Source organism: Paracoccus binzhouensis, from assembly GCF_016446475.1.
GTDB lineage: Bacteria > Pseudomonadota > Alphaproteobacteria > Rhodobacterales > Rhodobacteraceae > Paracoccus > Paracoccus binzhouensis.
The window spans coordinates 1-16,722 of the sequence record NZ_JAEHFP010000095.1; the positions used below are offsets into that span (position 1 = coordinate 1).

Here is a 16,722-nt window from a genome sequence, read left to right on the forward strand (position 1 = left end):
CGGTCCGGGGCGCGGCCTGCGGCGGCGCCGGGCGCTCGGCCGCGGCCGCCTGCCAGAGCTGCACCGCCGCCCCGGCCGCCCGGGTCACGGCATAATCGCCCAGATCGCCCAGATCGGCGTGCAGGCGGCCGTTCCGGGCCAGGCCGATGCCCAACTCGCGCCATTTCGCCTGCGGATCGGCATGGCGGCGGGCCAGCCGGTCCTGCACATGCCGGCCGACCAGATCGCCCAGCCGGTCCAGCGCCGCCTGGTTCTGGGCCAGCACCAGCCCGTCGGGATCGACGGCGAAGGCGGGCAGCTCATGGCCCAGCACCGCGGGCATGGCGCGGGCCAGGTCGCGGCGGACGGTCAGCCCCCGCCACAGATGCCTGGCCGAGATGGCGCCGCCGAGCAGATACCAGGCCGCCGCCGCCGCGCCGAAGCCCAGAAGCGCCCTGCCACCTTCGGCATCCGCCGGGCGGATCGCCAGCCAGAGCGCGCCAATCACCGCCGGCAGCGCCAGGAAAGGCACCAGGATTTGCGCGGAGCGCAGGATCTCTGCCCGTTCGGAAACCATCAAGCCCTCGTCAGCAACCGTTTCCTTCGGCCATAACGCATGGGGGTTAACCAGGGGTTAACGGCGGCGCATCAGCGCGAGATAAAAGCCGTCCGAGGCCGTCAGCGGCGAATAGCGGCGCTGCAGGATCTCCTCGAACTGCGGGTTGTGGGCCAGGAAGGCAGCCAGCTGATCCTCGTTCTCGGCGGTCAGAAGCGAGCAGGTCATGTAGGCCAGATGCCCGCCCGGGGCGACGAAGCCGGCGGCCTGGTCGAGAATGCCGGCCTGCAGGCCCAGCAGGCGCTGCAGGTCGCCGGGCGTCAGGCGCCATTTCGCGTCGGGGGTGCGCCGCCAGGTGCCGCTGCCCGAGCAGGGCACATCGGCGACCACGGTATCGAACCGGCCCGTGACCTTGCCCGGCGCGGCGATGCGGATGCGCAGACCCGCCCGGCCAGCCCGGGCCGGCAGGTCGGTCATGCGCCCGGCGTCGATGTCATGCGCCGTCACCGGCCCCGCCCCGCGCGCCGCCAGCGCCAGCGCCTTGCCACCGCCGCCGGCGCAGAAATCCAGCAGGCTGCCGTGCGCCGGCAGCTGCGCACAGGCCATCTGCGGCGACAGGTCCTGAAGCTCGACCAGGCCCTCGCGCCAGGCCCGCGATCCCGACAGCCGCCGGGCGCCCCGGGTGACGCGCAGGGCCGAGGGCAGTTCGGCATGAGACTCGGCCGCAATGTCCTCCTCGGCCAGCGCGGCCGCGGCCGCCGCGGGTTCGGCGCGATGCAGGTTGACGCGCAGCCAGACCGGCGCGCGATCCCGCATCGCCAGCGCCACTGCTTCGGCATCCCGCCCCAGCGCCGCGCGCCATGCCGGCAGGATCCAGCCGGGCAGGTCCAGCGCCGCCTCGGCATCCGGCGGCTGGCCGCCTGCGCGCTCGGTTTCCGAAAGTGGCGGCGGGGCGTGGCGGTCGCCGGTGAAGATCGTGTCGGGGTCGGTCCCTTCCTCGCGGCACAGGCCCAGCATCAGCCCGCGGCCGGAACGCGCGCCACCCAGCGCCGCGCGCGAGCGCAGCCGGCGCAGGCTGTCGAAGACCAGGTCGCGCACCGCCGCCCGATCGCCGGAGCCGGCAAAGCGGCTGGCGCGCGACCAGCGCAGCAGCGCGGCTTCGGCGGGCTGGCCGGCGAGGATCCGGTCGAGGATGGCGATGGCCGCATCGGCGCGGGCGGCTGGGGTCATGATGCCTGCGCCCCCGGCGCGGAAGGTTGCTGAGACGCGGTGCAGAAAATCCGCATGGCCGCGAATGTCAATCCCGGGCATCGGGCACCGGCGGTCCGGCCCCGCTTTCCGGGACGGCCAGCAACGGCCCGCGCGAGGCCAGCAGCAGCGGCCCCCGCGTCCCCGCGATCGCCGCGCCCTGCCCCCGGCCGATGGCGGCCAGCGAGCCGGGCGTGCCGGTGACGCCGGTGCCCAGCGGCGCGCCCAGCAGCATCACCCGCTCCCGCACCCGCTGGCGCTGGCCCGAGGCGATGGAGGCGAAGCTGTTATAGGTCTCGGGCCCGTCGGTCAGGCCCTGGAAGCCGCGCGCGCGCAGCATCCGGCGCAGCGTGTCGAAACGCGCCAGGTATTTCTGCGCATGAACCTGCGTGCGCGAGTGAAAGGCGCCGGCCGCGCGGCGCCAGTCCCCGGTCTCGGCATGCAGATCGCGCACGAAGCGTGCGGCGTAGCGGGCATTCTCCAGCGGGTCGAACATCTGCGCGACCGAGGAAAAATTCCCGCCATGCCAGCGATAGTTCAGCTGGAAGCAGCCGATGTCGATATTCAGGCGGCCCTGCGCCACGCGATCCTCGGCAAAGGCGACGGCGCTGGCGGGGTCGTCGAACCACGTCCCCTCGCCCTCGGCATTGGCGCTCCAGGCCCAGGGGCGGACGAGGCCGTCCAGCCGCCGCCCGGTCTCGGTCAGGGTCAGGGCGCCCATGATGTCCATCGGCACGCCGTATTCTTGCGCCGCCTGCTGCGCCGCCCATTCGCAGATATCGGCCGATGGCAGGGCCAAAGCCCGGCCGGGACCGAAAGCCAGCGCGCAAAGCGCCAGAAGAACAGGAATAGCCCGAAGAAGCATGAAAGGCCGCGAAGGTGGTTCCCTCGCGACCTTAAGGCCGATCCGGTCAAGATTCGGTAAACGGCTCAGCCCATCCGATAATTCGGGCTTTCGCGGGTGATCTGCACGTCATGCACATGGCTTTCCTTCAGGCCCGCGCCGGTGATGCGCACGAACTGGCAGCCGCCGCGCATCTCGGCCACGGTGGCATTGCCGGTATAGCCCATGGCGGCGCGCAGGCCGCCGACCAGCTGGTGGATCACCGCCGCGGCCGAGCCCTTGTAGGGCACCTGGCCCTCGATCCCTTCCGGAACCAGCTTGTCGCTGGCCGCATCCTTCTGGAAATAGCGGTCGGCCGAGCCGCGGGCCATGGCGCCGAGGCTGCCCATGCCGCGATAGGATTTGAAGCTGCGGCCCTGATACAGGATCACCTCGCCCGGCGATTCGTCGGTGCCGGCGATGGCGGACCCCACCATGGCACAGGAGGCCCCCGCCGCGATGGCCTTGGCGAAATCGCCCGAAAACTTGATGCCGCCATCGGCGATGACCGGCACCTCGCCGGCGCCGCGCACCGCGTCCATGATCGCGGTCAGCTGCGGCACGCCCACGCCCGCGACGATGCGGGTGGTGCAGATCGAGCCCGGGCCGATGCCGACCTTGATCGCATCGGCGCCGGCATCGACCAGCGCGCGGGCCGCCTCGGCGGTGGCCACGTTGCCGGCCACCACCTGCACCTGGTTCGAATGTGCCTTGATGCGGGAAACGGCACGGGCCACGCCCTCGGAATGGCCGTGCGCGGTGTCGATCACCACCAGGTCCACGCCCGCCTCGACCAGGGCCAGGCTGCGCTCATAGCCCTCGTCGCCGACGGTCGAGGCGGCGGCGACGCGCAGCCGGCCCAGTTCGTCCTTGCAGGCCAGCGGGTTCAGCACCGATTTCTCGGTATCCTTCAGCGTCAGCAGGCCGGTCAGCCGGCCCTCGGCATTGGTGACCAGCAGCTTCTCGATGCGGCGGGCCTTCATCAGGTCGATGGCCTCGGCCCGGTCGGCGGGCTCGCGCAGGATGGCCAGGTTCTCGGCCGTCATCACCGCGCGGACCGGCATGTCGTCGCTGTTGGCAAAGCGCATGTCGCGGTTGGTGATGATGCCGACGACCCGGCCGGCGGCGTCCACCACCGGGAAGCCGGTGACGTTGTAGCGCTCCTGCAGGGCCTTGGCGTCGGCGATGGTCTGGTCGGGGGTCAGGGTGATCGGGTCGTAGACGATGCCCGATTCGAAGCGCTTCACGCGGCGGACCTCGTCGGCCTGCTGCTCGGCGGTCAGGTTGCGATGGATCACGCCGATGCCGCCGGCCTGGGCCATGGCGATGGCCATGCGGCTTTCGGTGACGGTATCCATGGCGCTGGACAGCAGCGGAATGTTCATCCGGATCTGCCTGGTGACATAGGTCGTCACGTCAGCGGTCGAGGGCATCACCGAGGACGCCGCAGGAACGAGGAGAACATCGTCGAAGGTCAGAGCCTCACGAATCTGCATGGGAGCATCCTTGTCAGGGGTTCGTTTGGCAGTTTCCCATTTCACGCGCCGCCGGGAATGTCCAGCCTGTCAGGCGACGGCCGCGTTGGTTTTCGCGGTCAGCCCGCCCTTGGCCCAGGCCCGCCAGACCCGCAGCAGGACCGGCAGGCAGCACCACAAGGCTGGCCGCGACCAGCAGGACCGCGCCGGCAGCGGTCAGCCCGGCGCGAAGCCGCGCCCCACAGCCCCGCCGTCGCCGCCAGCGGAAAGGTGAAGGCACCCCAGAGCGGCGAGAAGCCGGCCGCGGTCAGCCAGTGGCCGCGCAGCACGGCAAGCCCGAGCACCGCCGCCGAGGCGATGGCGAAGCCCAGCGCCGCCCGCTGCCAGCCCAGCGCGGCGGCGACATTGCCCAGCATGGCACCCGGCACCGGAGCCCGGGCAGGATCGGCCGGAGCAGCTTCGGCCGGAGCAGCGGGCGGCGGGGCAACTTCTGGCGGGGCGGGGTGAACGGCATGCCGGCCTCCTGCCCCGCATCACATAGCGTTGCCGCCGGGCCACGCCAGAGCGGTCGGTTGCGGCAAGACGCCGCGTCATGCCACCCCGCCGATTGACGCAGCGGGGCGACGTGCCGCAGGCTGAACCGAGCGGTTCGTCAAGGGCCTGACAAGGGGAGGAAATTCATGAAAAGGATCATCACCGGCATTGGCGCCCTGCTGGCCACGGCCGCGCCCGTGCTGGCCGGCGGGATCGAACGCGCGCCGCAATCGCTGGCGCCGCTGTTCGAGAACGGGAATTATGCCGAGCTGAGCTTCGGTGGCGTCAATCCCAGCGTGCGCGGCACCGATGTCGCGGGCTTCGAGACCGGCGACGTGGCACAGGGCTATGGCTTCTTCGGCCTCGCCTACAAGCACCAGTTCACCGACAACCTGTCCGGCGCAATCATCGTCGAGCAGCCCTTCGGCGCGGATGTCCTTTATCCGGCAGCGAATTCGCCGGTGCTGGGCGGCACGCGGGTCGAGGTGAACTCGACCACCTATACCGCGCTGCTGCGCTACAAGTTCGACAACAACTTCTCGGTGCATGGCGGTATCCGCGGCTCGCATGCCGATGGCGGCGTCCGGCTGCAGGGCGCCGGCTATGCGACCACCTCGGGCTACAATCTCGACATCGACGGGGCCTGGGGCGTGGGCTGGGTGGCCGGCGTCGCCTACGAGATGCCCGAGATCGCGGCGCGGGTCTCGCTGACCTACAACTCGCCCATCGAGCATGATTTCGACATGACCGAAAGCGGCGGGCCGCTGCCCATCGCCTTCGAGGACCAGTATACCGTCAAGACCCCGCGCAGCTGGACGTTGGAGGGCCAGACCGGCATTGCCAAGGACACCTTGCTGTTCGGCTCAATCCGCTGGGTGAAATGGTCCGAGTTCGAGGTGGACAACTTCCTGTTCCCGATCGCTTCGCCCGTAGGAGAGATCCCGCTGGTCGAACTCGAGGACACCACCACCTACACCATCGGCGTCGGCCGCAAGTTCACCGACAACTGGTCGGGCTCGGTCTCGTTCCTCTATGAGCCGAGCGAGGGCGACACGGTCTCGCCTCTGGCGCCGGTGAACGGCCGCAAGGCGGTGACGCTGGCGGCGATCTACACCATGGACAATATCAAGATCACCACCGGCATCAATTATACCAAGCTGGGCGATGCCACCCTGGGCGTCGGCCCGAGCGGCGCCAAGCGCGAAGTCGCCAAGATGGACGACAGCGAGGCCTGGGGCATCGGGGTGCGCATCGGCTATTCCTTCTGATCCATGCCACAAGGATCAGGGCCCCGGTTCTCGCCGGGGCCTTTTTCATGCGCGCCCGGTGCCTGGCGGCGCGGTTCCATGAATATTTGGGGAAGGAAGAAGTCAGGTGCCGTGCGCCGATCGGCATGATGAGGTTATCGCCATGCCCTGCATGCGCCGGCTGGCGGTCCGGGGCGTGAGTATCTGGAAACGGTGAGGTTCAGCCCTGCAGCGCCTTGACCAGGGCGATGAAATGCTCGCCGCGTTTCTCGAAATTCGGATACTGGTCGAAGCTGGCGGCGGCGGGGGCGAGCAGCACCGTCTCGCCCGGCCGGGCCTCGGCGGCGGCACGGGCGACGGCCTGCTCCATGGTCTCGGCGATCTCGTAGGGGGTCTGGCCGATCTCGAGCGCGAAGTCGCGGGCGGAATGGCCGATCAGATAGGCCTTGGTGACATTGGCCAGATGCGGCTGCAGGGCGGCGATGCCGCCCTCTTTCCCCAGGCCGCCGGCGATCCAGCGGATGTTCCTGAAAGCCGTCAGCGCCTTGGCCGCGGCATCGACATTGGTGGCCTTGCTGTCGTTGACCCAGGCCACGCCGCCGATCTCGGCCACGGTCTGGCTGCGATGCGGCAGGCCCTCGAAGCTGTGGAAGGCGCGCTCGATCTCGCGCGGGGCAAGGCCCAGGGCGCGGGCGGCGGCATAGGCGGCGCAGGCGTTCTGGTGGTTGTGCTCGCCCGGCAGCCCCCTGACCTGGCGCAGGTCGATCGAGGCGACCTGGCGACCCTTGCGAAACTCCGAAAGGAAGCCCTTGCGGGCGAAGACCGACCAGCCGAAGCGTTCCAGCTTTTGCCCCGAGGAAATGCGGATCACCCGGTCGTCCGAGGGCGCCATGGCGAGCTGGTCGGCCAGATAGCGGCCCTCGATCTCGTCGACGCCGATGACGGCGCGGTCGGGGCCGCCCTCGGCGAAAAGCCGGCGCTTGGCGGCGAAATAGCCGCCCGGGCCGCCGTGGCGGTCCAGGTGATCGGGCGAGAGATTGGTGAAGACCGCGATGTCGGGGGTCAGCGCCCGGGCCAGGTCGGTCTGGTAGCTGGAGAGCTCCAGCACCACCACCTCGCCGTCATGGGCGGGGTCGAGCGACAGCACCCCGGTGCCGATATTGCCGCCGATCTGGGTCGGGCGGCCGGCCTCGCGCAGGATGTGGTGGATCAGCGCCGTGGTGGTGGATTTGCCGTTCGAGCCGGTGACGGCGATGACGCGCGGCGTGATATCGTAGCCTTCCCAGTCGCTTGTGGCGAAGCTGCGGAAGAACAGGCCGATGTCGTTGTCGACGGGCACGCCGAGTTCGTAGGCCTTGGCGATGACCGGGTGCGGCTTGGGATAGAGATGCGGGATGCCGGGGCTGGTGATCAGCGCACTGACGCCGTCCCAATTCGCCTCGTGCGTCAGGTCGAGCACTCTCATGCCGTCGGCGGCGGCCTGTTCGCGGGTGTCGGCGCTGTCGTCCCAGGCGACGACATGGGCGCCACCGGCGGCAAGCGCGGTGGCGGTGGCGCGGCCCGAACGGCCGAGGCCGAGCACGGCGATGGTCTGGTTCTGGACGCCTTGGACGGGGATCATGGTTCTGCCTTCGCTGGAGGAAGGCCGGGGGCGCTTCGCCCCCCGGACCCCCCGAGGGTATTTCTGGAACAAAGAAGGATCAGCGCAGCTTCAGCGTGGCAAGGCCGATCAGCGCCAGGATCAGCGCGATGATCCAAAAACGGATCACGATCTGCGCCTCGCCCCAGCCCTTCTTCTCGAAATGGTGGTGGATCGGGGCCATCAGGAACACTCGCTTGCCGGTGCGCTTGAAGTAGAGCACCTGGATGATGACCGACAGCGCCTCGACCACGAAGAGACCGCCGACGATGGCCAGCACGATCTCGTGCTTGGTGACCACGGCGATGGCGCCGAGCGCGCCGCCGAGCGCCAGGCTGCCGGTATCGCCCATGAAGACCGCGGCGGGCGGGGCGTTATACCACAGGAAACCCAGCCCGCCGCCGATCAGGGCGGCGACGAATACCGCCAGCTCTCCGGTGCCGGGGACGAAATGCACGCCGAGGTAATTGGCGAAATTGGCGTTGCCGACCATGTAGGCGATCACCGCGAAGCTGCCGGCGGCGATCATCACCGGCATGATGGCGAGCCCGTCCAGCCCGTCGGTCAGGTTCACCGCATTGGCCGCCCCCAGGATCACCAGCACCGCGAAGGGGACGTAGAGCAGGCCCAGGTTGATCAGCGTATCCTTGAGGAAGGGCAGCGCCAGTTCGCCGCTGAGCGCCGCAGGGTGCAGCCAGGCGGCGGCGGCCCCGGCCCCGGCGGCGATAGCGAGGCCCAGCAGCAGCCGCAGCTTGCCCGACAGCCCGGCATGGTGCTGCTTGGTGACCTTGGCATAATCGTCGGCGAAGCCGATGGCGGCGAAGCCCAGCGTCACCAGCAGCACGACCCAGACATAGCCGTTGTCGAGCCGCGCCCAAAGCAGCGTGCCCACCGCCAGCGCCGCAAGGATCAGGAGCCCGCCCATGGTGGGCGTGCCGGCCTTGGAGAAATGGTTCTGCGGCCCGTCGTCGCGGATCGGCTGACCTTTCTTCTGCTTGCGGCGCAGAAGGTCGATCAGCGGCCGACCGAAGAAGAAGCCGAAAACCAGCGCGGTGAAGAAGGCGCCGCCGGCCCGGAAGGTGATATAGCGGAAAAGGTTGAAGAAATCCCCGCCGTCGGAGAGGTTCGTGAGCCAATAGAGCATTACGCTGTCCTTTCGCCAGGGGGCGTGCTTTGGCGCGTCCGCCTGAGCGCGTCAACCACCGTCGAGACCTTCGAGGACTTCGAGCCCTTCACGAGCACGATATCGCCGGGCGCGACCAGCTCCTGCGCGCGCTCGGCCAGTTCGGTGGCGGTCTCGGCATGGATGCCGCGGCGGGCCTGAGGCAGCGCCTCGTGCAGGGCGCGCATGCGCGGGCCGGCGGTATGGACCAGGTCCACGGCGGCCATGGCCGGGTCCTCGGCCATGCCGGCATGAAGCGCGATCTCCTCGGGGCCGAGTTCCAGCATGTCGCCCAGGATCGCCACGCGGCGGCCGCCGGTCAGCCGCGCCAGCGTGGCGAGGCCCGCCGAAAGCGAGGTCGGGTTGGAGTTGTAGGCGTCGTCGATCAGCCGGATGCCGCCCAGCTCCTCGACCGCGCCGCGGCCCAGCGGCGGGCGCCAGTCGGACAGGTTCCTCGCGGCCGCCTTCACATCGGCCCCGGCGGCGGAAAGCGCCGCCAGCACGCCGACCGCGTTCATCACGAAATGCGTGCCGGCGCTGGCGAGGGTGAAATCCACCACCTCGCCCAGGATGCGGGCACGGACCCGGGTCGCGCCGTCCGCGGTCTCGGCCTTCAGCGGCTTCGCCATGCCATGCTGGCCGAAGCCGATGACGATGGCACCGGCCTCGTCCGCGCAGTCGCGCAGCAGCTGGGTGACGGGCAGGTCCTCGGGGATGATGGCGGTGCCGGGCTGGGTCAGGCCGCGGAAGATCGCGCCCTTCTCGCGGGCGATGCCCTCGATGGCGCCGAAGGCTTCCAGATGCGCCGCGGCGACCGTGGTGATCATTGCGACCTGCGGGTGGGTAAGGCGCGCCAGCGGCTCGATCTCGCCCGGGTGGTTCATGCCGATCTCGACGATGGCGAAGTCGGTGTCCTCGGGCATCCGCGCCAGGGTCAGCGGCACGCCCCAGTGGTTGTTGTAGCTGGCCTCGGCGGCATGGATCCTCCCCTGCCCGGCCAGCGCGATCCGCGCCATTTCCTTGCTCGAGGTCTTGCCGACCGAACCGGTGATGGCCACCACCTTGCCGCGCATGCGGGCGCGGCCGGCGCGGCCCAAGGCCTCCAGCGCCGCCAGCACCTCGGGGACCACCAGCAGCGGCGCATCGGCGGCCACGCCCTCGGGGATGCGGCTGACCAGCGCGGCGGCAGCGCCCTTTTCCAGCGCCTGGGCAACGAAATCGTGGCCGTCGCGGGCCGCTTGCAGCGCCACGAACAGATCGCCCGGCCGGATGGTGCGGGTGTCGATGGAGACGCCCCCGACCGCGAAGTCACGAGTGGCGCGGCCACCGGTCGCAGCGGCGGCCTCCTGCGAGGTCCACAGCGTCATATCTTGCCATCCAGCGCCGCGACGGCCACCGAGGCCTGCTCGGCATCGTCGAAGGGGTAAACGTCATGGCCGATGATCTGCCCGGTCTCGTGGCCCTTGCCGGCAATCAGCAGCGCATCGCCCGGCTGCAGCGCATCGACGCCGCGCAGGATCGCCTCGGCGCGGTCGCCGACCTCGATGGCCTCCGGGCCGGCGCCGGCCAGCACCTCGGCGCGGATCGCGGCCGGGTCTTCCGAGCGGGGGTTGTCGTCGGTCACATAGACCACATCGGCGAATTGCCGCGCCGCCTCGCCCATCAGCGGGCGCTTGAGCCGGTCGCGGTCGCCGCCGGCGCCGAAGACCACGACGATGCGGCCCATGACATGTGGGCGCAAGCTTTGCAGGGCCGAGGCCAGCGCGCCCGGCTTGTGGCTGTAATCGACGAAGACCGCCGCGCCGTTCTCGCGCACCGCGGCCAGTTCCATGCGGCCGCGCACCGTGGTCAGGCCGGGCAGCGTCTCGATCACCCGGGCGGGCTCGTCGCCGGCGGCGATGGCGAGCCCGGCGGCGGCCAGCACGTTTTCCGCCTGGAAGCCGCCGATCAGCGCCAGCCGCACCAGATGCGCCTGGCCGCGATAGCTGAAGCGCAGGTCCTGCCCGGTCGCGTCGTAGCGCTGGCCGAGGATGCGCAGGTCGGCGCGCTCGTCCTTGCCGACGGTGGTCGGCTCGAGACCGCGATCCTGCGCGATCTGCGCCATCTGCCGGCCGCGCGGGTCGTCGATATTGACCACCGCCCCGGCACCCTCGTCCAGGATATGGTCGAAAAGCAGCGCCTTGGCGGCGAAATAGGCGTCGAAGTCCTTGTGATAATCCAGGTGGTCCTGGCTGAAATTGGTGAAGGCGCCGGCCTTCAGCCGCACCCCGTCCAGGCGCCGCTGGTCGAGCCCGTGCGAGCTGGCCTCCATCGCCGCATGGGTGACGCCGGCCGCGGCCGCCTCGGCCAGCACGCGATGCAGGGTGATCGGCTCGGGCGTGGTATGGGCCAGCTTGGCCTGATAATCGCCCTGCACGCCCATGGTGCCGAGGCTGATCGCCTTGTGGCCCAGCGCCTGCCAGATCTGCCGGGTGAAGGTGGCGACCGAGGTCTTGCCCGAGGTGCCGGTGACGGCGACCATGGTTTCCGGCTGGGCGGCGAACCACAGCGCCGCGGCCCCGGCCAGCGCCGCGCGCGGATCCTCGGCCACCACCAGCGCCGCATCCGAGCCGGCCAGCGCGTCGGCAGCGATCTCGACACCCTTGCGGTCGGTCAGGACGGCGCCGGCGCCCTGGCGCAGCGCATAGGGGATGAACTCGGCCCCATGCCTGTCCGAGCCTGGCAGGGCCGCGAACAGCTGCCCGGGCCTGACCTGGCGCGAATCGACGGACAGGCCCGTCACCTCGGGGTCGCGCCCCTTGTCCCCCCGAAGCCCCAGAAGGGACAGCCGCATCACCCGTTCGGTCACGGAACCTCCGCTCATCAGTTCGAGACGAGCTTTAGCCCATCGGGCAAAGGCCGTTCAACCATCGGCAATTGCGATTCGGTGGCCGGGCGCAGGCCCAGCAGCGGCGCGACGCGGCGGATCACTTCGGCCGCGACCGGGGCCGAGGTGGCGCCGGCCGTGCGGCTTTCGCCACCCGCGCCGACGGCCGAGGGCTCGTCCAGGGACAGCACCAGCACATATTGCGGATCGCTGGCCGGGAAGACCGAGGCGAAGGTCGAGACCACCTTGTTGCCGTAATAGCCGCCGGTCGGGCGCGGCTTGTCGGCGGTGCCGGTCTTGCCCGCCACCTCGTAGCCCTCGACATTGGCGCTGCGGCCGCTGCCGCGGACCACCACCTGGCGCAGCATCTGCACGGCGATGTGCGCCGCCTCGGGGGACAGAATCTGTTCGCCCGGGCGCCGGTTGCGGCCGTGGATCAGCGTCGGCTCGACCCGCCGGCCGCCATTCGCCACCGTCGCATAGGCGGTGGCCAGGTGCAGGGGGCTGGCGGCCAGGCCATGGCCGAAGGCCACGGTGGCCGAAGTCACCGCCGGCCAGCGCTTGGGCACCAGCGGCTTGCCGGTCGGCGCCTCGCTCATCTCGACCGGGGTCGGCTCGAAGAAGCCCAGCTTCTCCAGGAACGCCTTCTGCCGCTCGGCGCCCAGCAGCTGCGCGACGCGGACCGTGCCGACGTTCGAGGATTTCACGATGATGTCGGTGACCGAGAGCGTGCCGTAATTGTGGCCGCGGAATTCGTTGATCAGGTATTTGCCGATCTTCATCGGCGCCTTGGCGTTGATCATCGTGGTCGGGCTGACCAGCTTGAGGTCGATGGCCTGCGCCACCGGGAAGATCTTGAAGGTCGAGCCAAGCTCGTACTGCCCCTGCACCGCGCGGTTGAACAGCGGGCTGTCCGAGGGATCGCCCTTGAGCAGCGGTCGCGGCCGGTCGTTGGGGTCGAAATCCGGCAGGCTGGCCATGGCGACGATCTCGCCGGTCTTGACCTCCATCAGGATCCCGGTGGCGCCCTTGGCGTTCATGACCTTCATGCCGTTCGACAGCACCTCCTCCATCGCGGCCTGCACGGTCAGGTTCAGCGACAGCACCAGCGGCGCGCCGTCATTGGCGGGATCGCGCAGCCAATGGTCGAAGGCCTTCTCGACCCCGGCCACGCCGACGACCTCGGCGCTGGCCACGTCCTCCTTGCCGAAGGTGGCGCCGCCCAGGATATGGCTGGCAATGCGGCCGTTCGGATAAAGCCGCATCTCGCGCGGGCCGAACAGCAGCCCCGGCTCGCCGATGTCGTGGACGGCCTGCATCTGCTCGGGGCTGATCTTCTTCTTGATCCAGACGAAGGTGCGCTTGCCGGTGAAATCCTTCAGCATCCGCTCGAGGTCCAGATCGGGGAAGATCTTCTTCAGCTCATGCGCGGCGCGTTCCGGCTCGACCATCTGCTGGGGATGCGCGTAAAGCGAATGGGTCAGCAGGTTGGTGGCCAGCACCCGGCCCTGCCGGTCGGTGATGTCGGCGCGCTGCGAGATGATCTGCGCTCCGGTGGTCTGCACGCGCGGCTCGCTGGGCTGGCTCGAGGCCAGGACGCCCATCTTGGCGCCGACGGTGCCGAAGGCGACGGCGAAGGCGCAGGACATGAAGAACAGCCGCGTGCGGGCACTGCCGCGCGCCTTTTCCTGGATGGCGGCATGTCTCTGGGCGCGGTTCTCGGCCTCGATGGCGTCGGGGTTCTCGCCTGTCTCGCGGGCGCGAAGGATGCGGGCCAGCGGGCGCAGCGGGGTGCGGATCATGGCGTGCTCTCCTGTGGTCGGCGCGGCGGATAGCCGGCGGGGCGTTCGGTCGGGATGCCCGCGGCGGCGGTGGGGGCCTCGGGCGCCCGGGGGATCGGGAAGGCCACTTGGCCCACATCGACGAACTGATCCGAGCCGAAGGGCACCAGCCTCAGCTTGTCGAAATTCAGGTTCACCAGCTGGCGCAGCCGCTCGGGCCGGTTCAGATAGGCCCATTCGGCGCGCAGGACGCCCAGATCCTCGCGCAGCCGGCCGATCTGGCGCTGGATGTCGCTCATCTCGCTGATCGCGGACTGGGTGCGGTAATTCTCGCGATAGGCCCAGAAGGCCAGGCCCATCACCGAAAGCGCGGTCAGCAGGTAAAGCACGGATCGCATCACGCCTTCCTTTCAGACAGCCGCGGCAGGCCCAGAGCCGCCGGATCGACCCGGCCGGCCGGCGCCCCGGTGCGGATGCCGACGCGCAGCAGCGCCGAGCGCGAGCGCGGATTCGCAGCCAGCTCCTGCTCGTCCGGGCCGATGGCGCGGCGGAAGGGCAGCGTGAAGGCCGGCTCTTCGCGCACGGCCTCGGGCGCGTAGCGGCTGCCGCCTCCGGCGCTGTTCGAGCGCACCTGCATGAAGCGCTTGACGATGCGGTCCTCGAGCGAATGGAAGCTGACCACGGCCAGCTTGCCGCCCGGCCGCAGCGCGCGCTCCGCCGCAGCAAGCCCGGCGACCAGCTGGCCGAATTCGTCGTTCACCCAGATGCGGATGGCCTGGAAGCTGCGGGTCGAGGGATGGCTTTGCCCGGGCTTGGCGCGCGGCAGGCAGCCGGCGACGATGTCGGAGAGCTGCCCGGTGCGGCTCAGCGGCCGCGCCGCCACGATGGCGCGGGCGATGCGGCGCGAGGCGCGCTCCTCGCCGTAAAGGTAAAGCACGTCGGCGATGACCTGCTCGGGCGCCGTGTTCAGCAGATCGGCGGCGGTCGGCCCCTCGCCGCCCATGCGCATGTCGAGCGGCCCGTCGCGCAGGAAGGAAAAGCCGCGCTCGGGCTGGTCGAGCTGCATCGAGCTGACGCCCAGGTCCAGCACCACGCCATCGACCGGCCCGCCGGCCAGCGTGTCGAGGTCCGAAAATGTGCCCTGGACCAGCCGCAGCCGGTCGCCATATGCGCCGGCCCAGGCTTCGGCCATGCGGAACACGGCCGGGTCGCGGTCGATGCCGATCACGCGCTCGGCGCCCTGGTCCAGCAGGCCGCGCGCATAGCCGCCGGCGCCGAAGGTGCCGTCGACCCAGGTGCCCTTCACAGGCGCAACGGCCCGCAACAGCGGGCCAAGCAGGACGGGAACATGCGGATCCTCGGCCATCTATCCCTCGTCCTTCGAGACCGGGGCCAGCAGCGACAGCGGGTCGGCCCCCGGCTCCAGCTCCGGCACGCGGGCCTCCAGCGCACGCTCTTCCTCGGCATAGGCTTCGGGGGTCCAGACCTTCAGGCTGTCGCCGGCCGAGATGAAGAAGGCGCTGTCGGTCAGGCCGATCTTCTCGCGCAGCTTCTGCGGCAGGACCAGGCGGCCGTCGCCGTCGATCTCGGCCTCGTCGGCGTGGCCCTGATAGATGTTCTCCAGCAGGTTGCGGGCGGCCGAGCCGCGCGGCATCCGGGCGATGCCATCCTCGATCTCTTCCATGGCTTCGATGGTGAAGAGCTGCAGCCAGTTCCAGTCGCGGGTGCCGTAGACGATGACCAGCTGCGCGCGCTTGCCGGCCTGCCAGTCGGGATCGGAGGCTTCAAAGACCCGGCGGAACCTGGCCGGGATGGAAACGCGGCCCTTCGCGTCCACCTTGACCTCTTCCGATCCTCTGAAACGGCGTGCCAACGGCGCGCCCTCCTTTCACTGTCCCGACCTTTCCGGCCCCGCCGAAAAGGAAAGGCGGACCGGGCTGCTGCCACCGCCCGATCCGCCGCCCTCGTTCCCATCTCTGGGCCCCGTAGTTTCGGGGATCGCGCCCTGCGTTTCGCGCCACCTGGGGGAGGTGCTGCTCGCGCGCCGCAGAGGCCATTTCGGAAGCGGGTTGCCTGTATGAAAGCTGCTTGTCGCCTTGTGGGGTCTTGCCGCCCCTTCTGCCCGTTCCGTGAGGACAGGGATGCCATGGGAATTTACGGGACGCAATGGATTTATTCGGGTCAGAGCCTCGGGCAAGCAAGGCTTCGCCGGCGAACAGCAGGCGAACAAACACAGGTTCATGCGAGGTATCGGAGTTTTGTTCCGAAGCACCACAAGATATGGTGTCATTCCGGCTGTGGCAAATAAATCCCAGGAATTCCCGGAATCGACTGCGGCGGCCGCAAAGACCGCCGCTCGACCCGGCCGGAAGCCGGTATTCCTAGGCAATTCTGCCCATGCTCACAGGCATTCACGCAGCGGTGATTCGGAATCGCCCGGCATTCCCGTGAAATCCCGACCGCAGTTCCGCTGCAGTTCCCGTGCTTTCCCGGAAGCGGATCAGGCCATGCCGCCGGCGATCAGCCGGTCCGCCAGCCGGGCGAAGGCCTGGGCCTCCGGGCCGTCGCCGGCCGCGACCGGGGTGCCCGCGTCCCCGGCCAGCCGCACATCGAGATTCAGCGGGATCTCGCCCAGGAAGGGCAGGCCCAGCTTTTGCGCCTCGGCCGCGACGCCGCCATGGCCGAACAGATGCGCCTCGTGGCCGCAATTCGGGCAGATATAGGTGGACATGTTCTCGACCAGGCCCAGCACCGGGGTCTTGAGCTTGCCGAACATGTCGATGGCGCGCCGCGCATCCAGCAGCGCCACGTCCTGCGGGGTCGAGACGATCAGCGCCCCGCTGACCTGCGCCTTCTGGCACAAGGACAGCTGCACGTCGCCGGTGCCCGGCGGCAGGTCGACCAGCAGCACGTCCAGCTCGCCCCATTTCACCTGGTTCAGCATCTGCTGCAGCGCCCCCATCAGCATCGGGCCGCGCCAGACCACCGCCTCGCCTTCCTTCATCATCAGGCCCAGCGACATGACGGTGACGCCATGGGCATGCAGCGGCTCGATCATCTGGCCGTCGCTGGTCGGGCGCTGCCCGGTCAGGCCCAGCATCCGCGGCTGCGAGGGACCGTATATGTCGGCATCCAGCAGTCCGACCCGGCGGCCCTTGCGCGCCAGCGCCACCGCCAGGTTCGAGGTCAGCGTCGATTTGCCGACCCCGCCCTTGCCCGAGCCGATGGCCAGGATCCGCGCCACGCCGCTGACCGGGGCCGGCCCGGCCTGGGGCGTCGGGTGGCGGCCGATCTTCAGGCTGGGCGGCGCCTCGCCGCCCGAACGCGCCGCGACCTGCGAGGGCGCGGCGCC

At 69.9% G+C, this 16,722-nt stretch carries 14 protein-coding genes and 1 pseudogene; 1 reads left to right on the forward strand and 14 read right to left on the reverse strand.

Annotation, left to right across the window (positions count from 1 at the left end; translation table 11 throughout):
• The 5 genes and pseudogenes from I9P22_RS18100 to I9P22_RS18120 form a co-directional block, all read right to left on the reverse strand.
• A pseudogene (locus I9P22_RS18100) lies at positions 1 to 556 on the reverse strand (hybrid sensor histidine kinase/response regulator); the annotation flags it as partial.
• A gap of 57 nt (positions 557 to 613) precedes the next feature.
• Positions 614 to 1,765 carry an RsmB/NOP family class I SAM-dependent RNA methyltransferase gene (locus I9P22_RS18105; RefSeq protein WP_199260891.1) on the reverse strand — a complete coding sequence of 384 codons (1,152 nt, stop codon included), beginning with the start codon at positions 1,763 to 1,765 and terminating at the stop codon, positions 614 to 616.
• Positions 1,766 to 1,832: 67 nt separating this feature from the next.
• The gene (locus tag I9P22_RS18110) at positions 1,833 to 2,582 is read right to left on the reverse strand and encodes a lysozyme family protein (protein WP_233253462.1); all 750 of its coding nucleotides are present in this window, start codon (positions 2,580 to 2,582) and stop codon (positions 1,833 to 1,835) included.
• A gap of 131 nt (positions 2,583 to 2,713) precedes the next feature.
• Positions 2,714 to 4,162 carry an IMP dehydrogenase gene (gene guaB, locus I9P22_RS18115; RefSeq protein ID WP_199260893.1) on the reverse strand — a complete coding sequence of 483 codons (1,449 nt, stop codon included), beginning with the start codon at positions 4,160 to 4,162 and terminating at the stop codon, positions 2,714 to 2,716.
• A 98-nt stretch (positions 4,163 to 4,260) separates the two neighbouring features.
• Entirely contained in the window at positions 4,261 to 4,557 is a 297-nt protein-coding gene (locus I9P22_RS18120; RefSeq protein ID WP_199260894.1) for a hypothetical protein, read from the reverse strand.
• A 264-nt stretch (positions 4,558 to 4,821) separates the two neighbouring features.
• Here I9P22_RS18120 and I9P22_RS18125 point away from each other — a divergent pair, with 264 nt between their 5' ends.
• Positions 4,822 to 5,943 (forward strand): OmpP1/FadL family transporter, encoded by a 1,122-nt coding sequence (locus tag I9P22_RS18125; RefSeq protein ID WP_199260895.1) that lies wholly within the window; start codon positions 4,822 to 4,824, stop codon positions 5,941 to 5,943.
• Between the two features lie 199 nt (positions 5,944 to 6,142).
• Here I9P22_RS18125 and murD read toward each other — a convergent pair whose 3' ends face one another.
• The 9 genes from murD to I9P22_RS18170 all read right to left on the reverse strand — a co-directional run.
• The gene (gene murD, locus I9P22_RS18130) at positions 6,143 to 7,543 is read right to left on the reverse strand and encodes a UDP-N-acetylmuramoyl-L-alanine--D-glutamate ligase (RefSeq protein ID WP_199260896.1); all 1,401 of its coding nucleotides are present in this window, start codon (positions 7,541 to 7,543) and stop codon (positions 6,143 to 6,145) included.
• 79 nt (positions 7,544 to 7,622) lie between these two features.
• Complete coding sequence (mraY, locus tag I9P22_RS18135) at positions 7,623 to 8,705, reverse strand: phospho-N-acetylmuramoyl-pentapeptide-transferase (protein WP_199260897.1); 1,083 nt, start codon at positions 8,703 to 8,705, stop codon at positions 7,623 to 7,625.
• A complete protein-coding gene (locus I9P22_RS18140; RefSeq protein ID WP_199260898.1) occupies positions 8,705 to 10,090 on the reverse strand; it encodes a UDP-N-acetylmuramoyl-tripeptide--D-alanyl-D-alanine ligase in 1,386 nt (461 codons plus the stop codon). The genes mraY and I9P22_RS18140 overlap by 1 nt, the downstream gene beginning before the upstream one ends.
• The gene (locus I9P22_RS18145; protein ID WP_199260904.1) at positions 10,087 to 11,556 is read right to left on the reverse strand and encodes a UDP-N-acetylmuramoyl-L-alanyl-D-glutamate--2,6-diaminopimelate ligase; all 1,470 of its coding nucleotides are present in this window, start codon (positions 11,554 to 11,556) and stop codon (positions 10,087 to 10,089) included. The genes I9P22_RS18140 and I9P22_RS18145 overlap by 4 nt, the downstream gene beginning before the upstream one ends.
• Before the next feature lie 29 nt (positions 11,557 to 11,585).
• Positions 11,586 to 13,391, reverse strand: coding sequence for a peptidoglycan D,D-transpeptidase FtsI family protein (locus I9P22_RS18150; protein ID WP_199260899.1), 1,806 nt, complete (start codon positions 13,389 to 13,391; stop codon positions 11,586 to 11,588).
• Entirely contained in the window at positions 13,388 to 13,768 is a 381-nt protein-coding gene (ftsL, locus tag I9P22_RS18155) for a cell division protein FtsL (RefSeq protein WP_199260900.1), read from the reverse strand. The genes I9P22_RS18150 and ftsL overlap by 4 nt, the downstream gene beginning before the upstream one ends.
• On the reverse strand, positions 13,768 to 14,736 hold the full coding sequence (gene rsmH, locus I9P22_RS18160) for a 16S rRNA (cytosine(1402)-N(4))-methyltransferase RsmH (protein WP_199260901.1): 969 nt from the start codon (positions 14,734 to 14,736) through the stop codon (positions 13,768 to 13,770). Before rsmH ends, ftsL begins: the two co-directional genes overlap by 1 nt.
• On the reverse strand, positions 14,737 to 15,243 hold the full coding sequence (gene mraZ / locus I9P22_RS18165) for a division/cell wall cluster transcriptional repressor MraZ (protein ID WP_199260902.1): 507 nt from the start codon (positions 15,241 to 15,243) through the stop codon (positions 14,737 to 14,739).
• Between the two features lie 627 nt (positions 15,244 to 15,870).
• Positions 15,871 to 16,722 (reverse strand): Mrp/NBP35 family ATP-binding protein (locus I9P22_RS18170; RefSeq protein ID WP_199260903.1); only part of this gene is annotated, 852 nt, incomplete at its 5' end.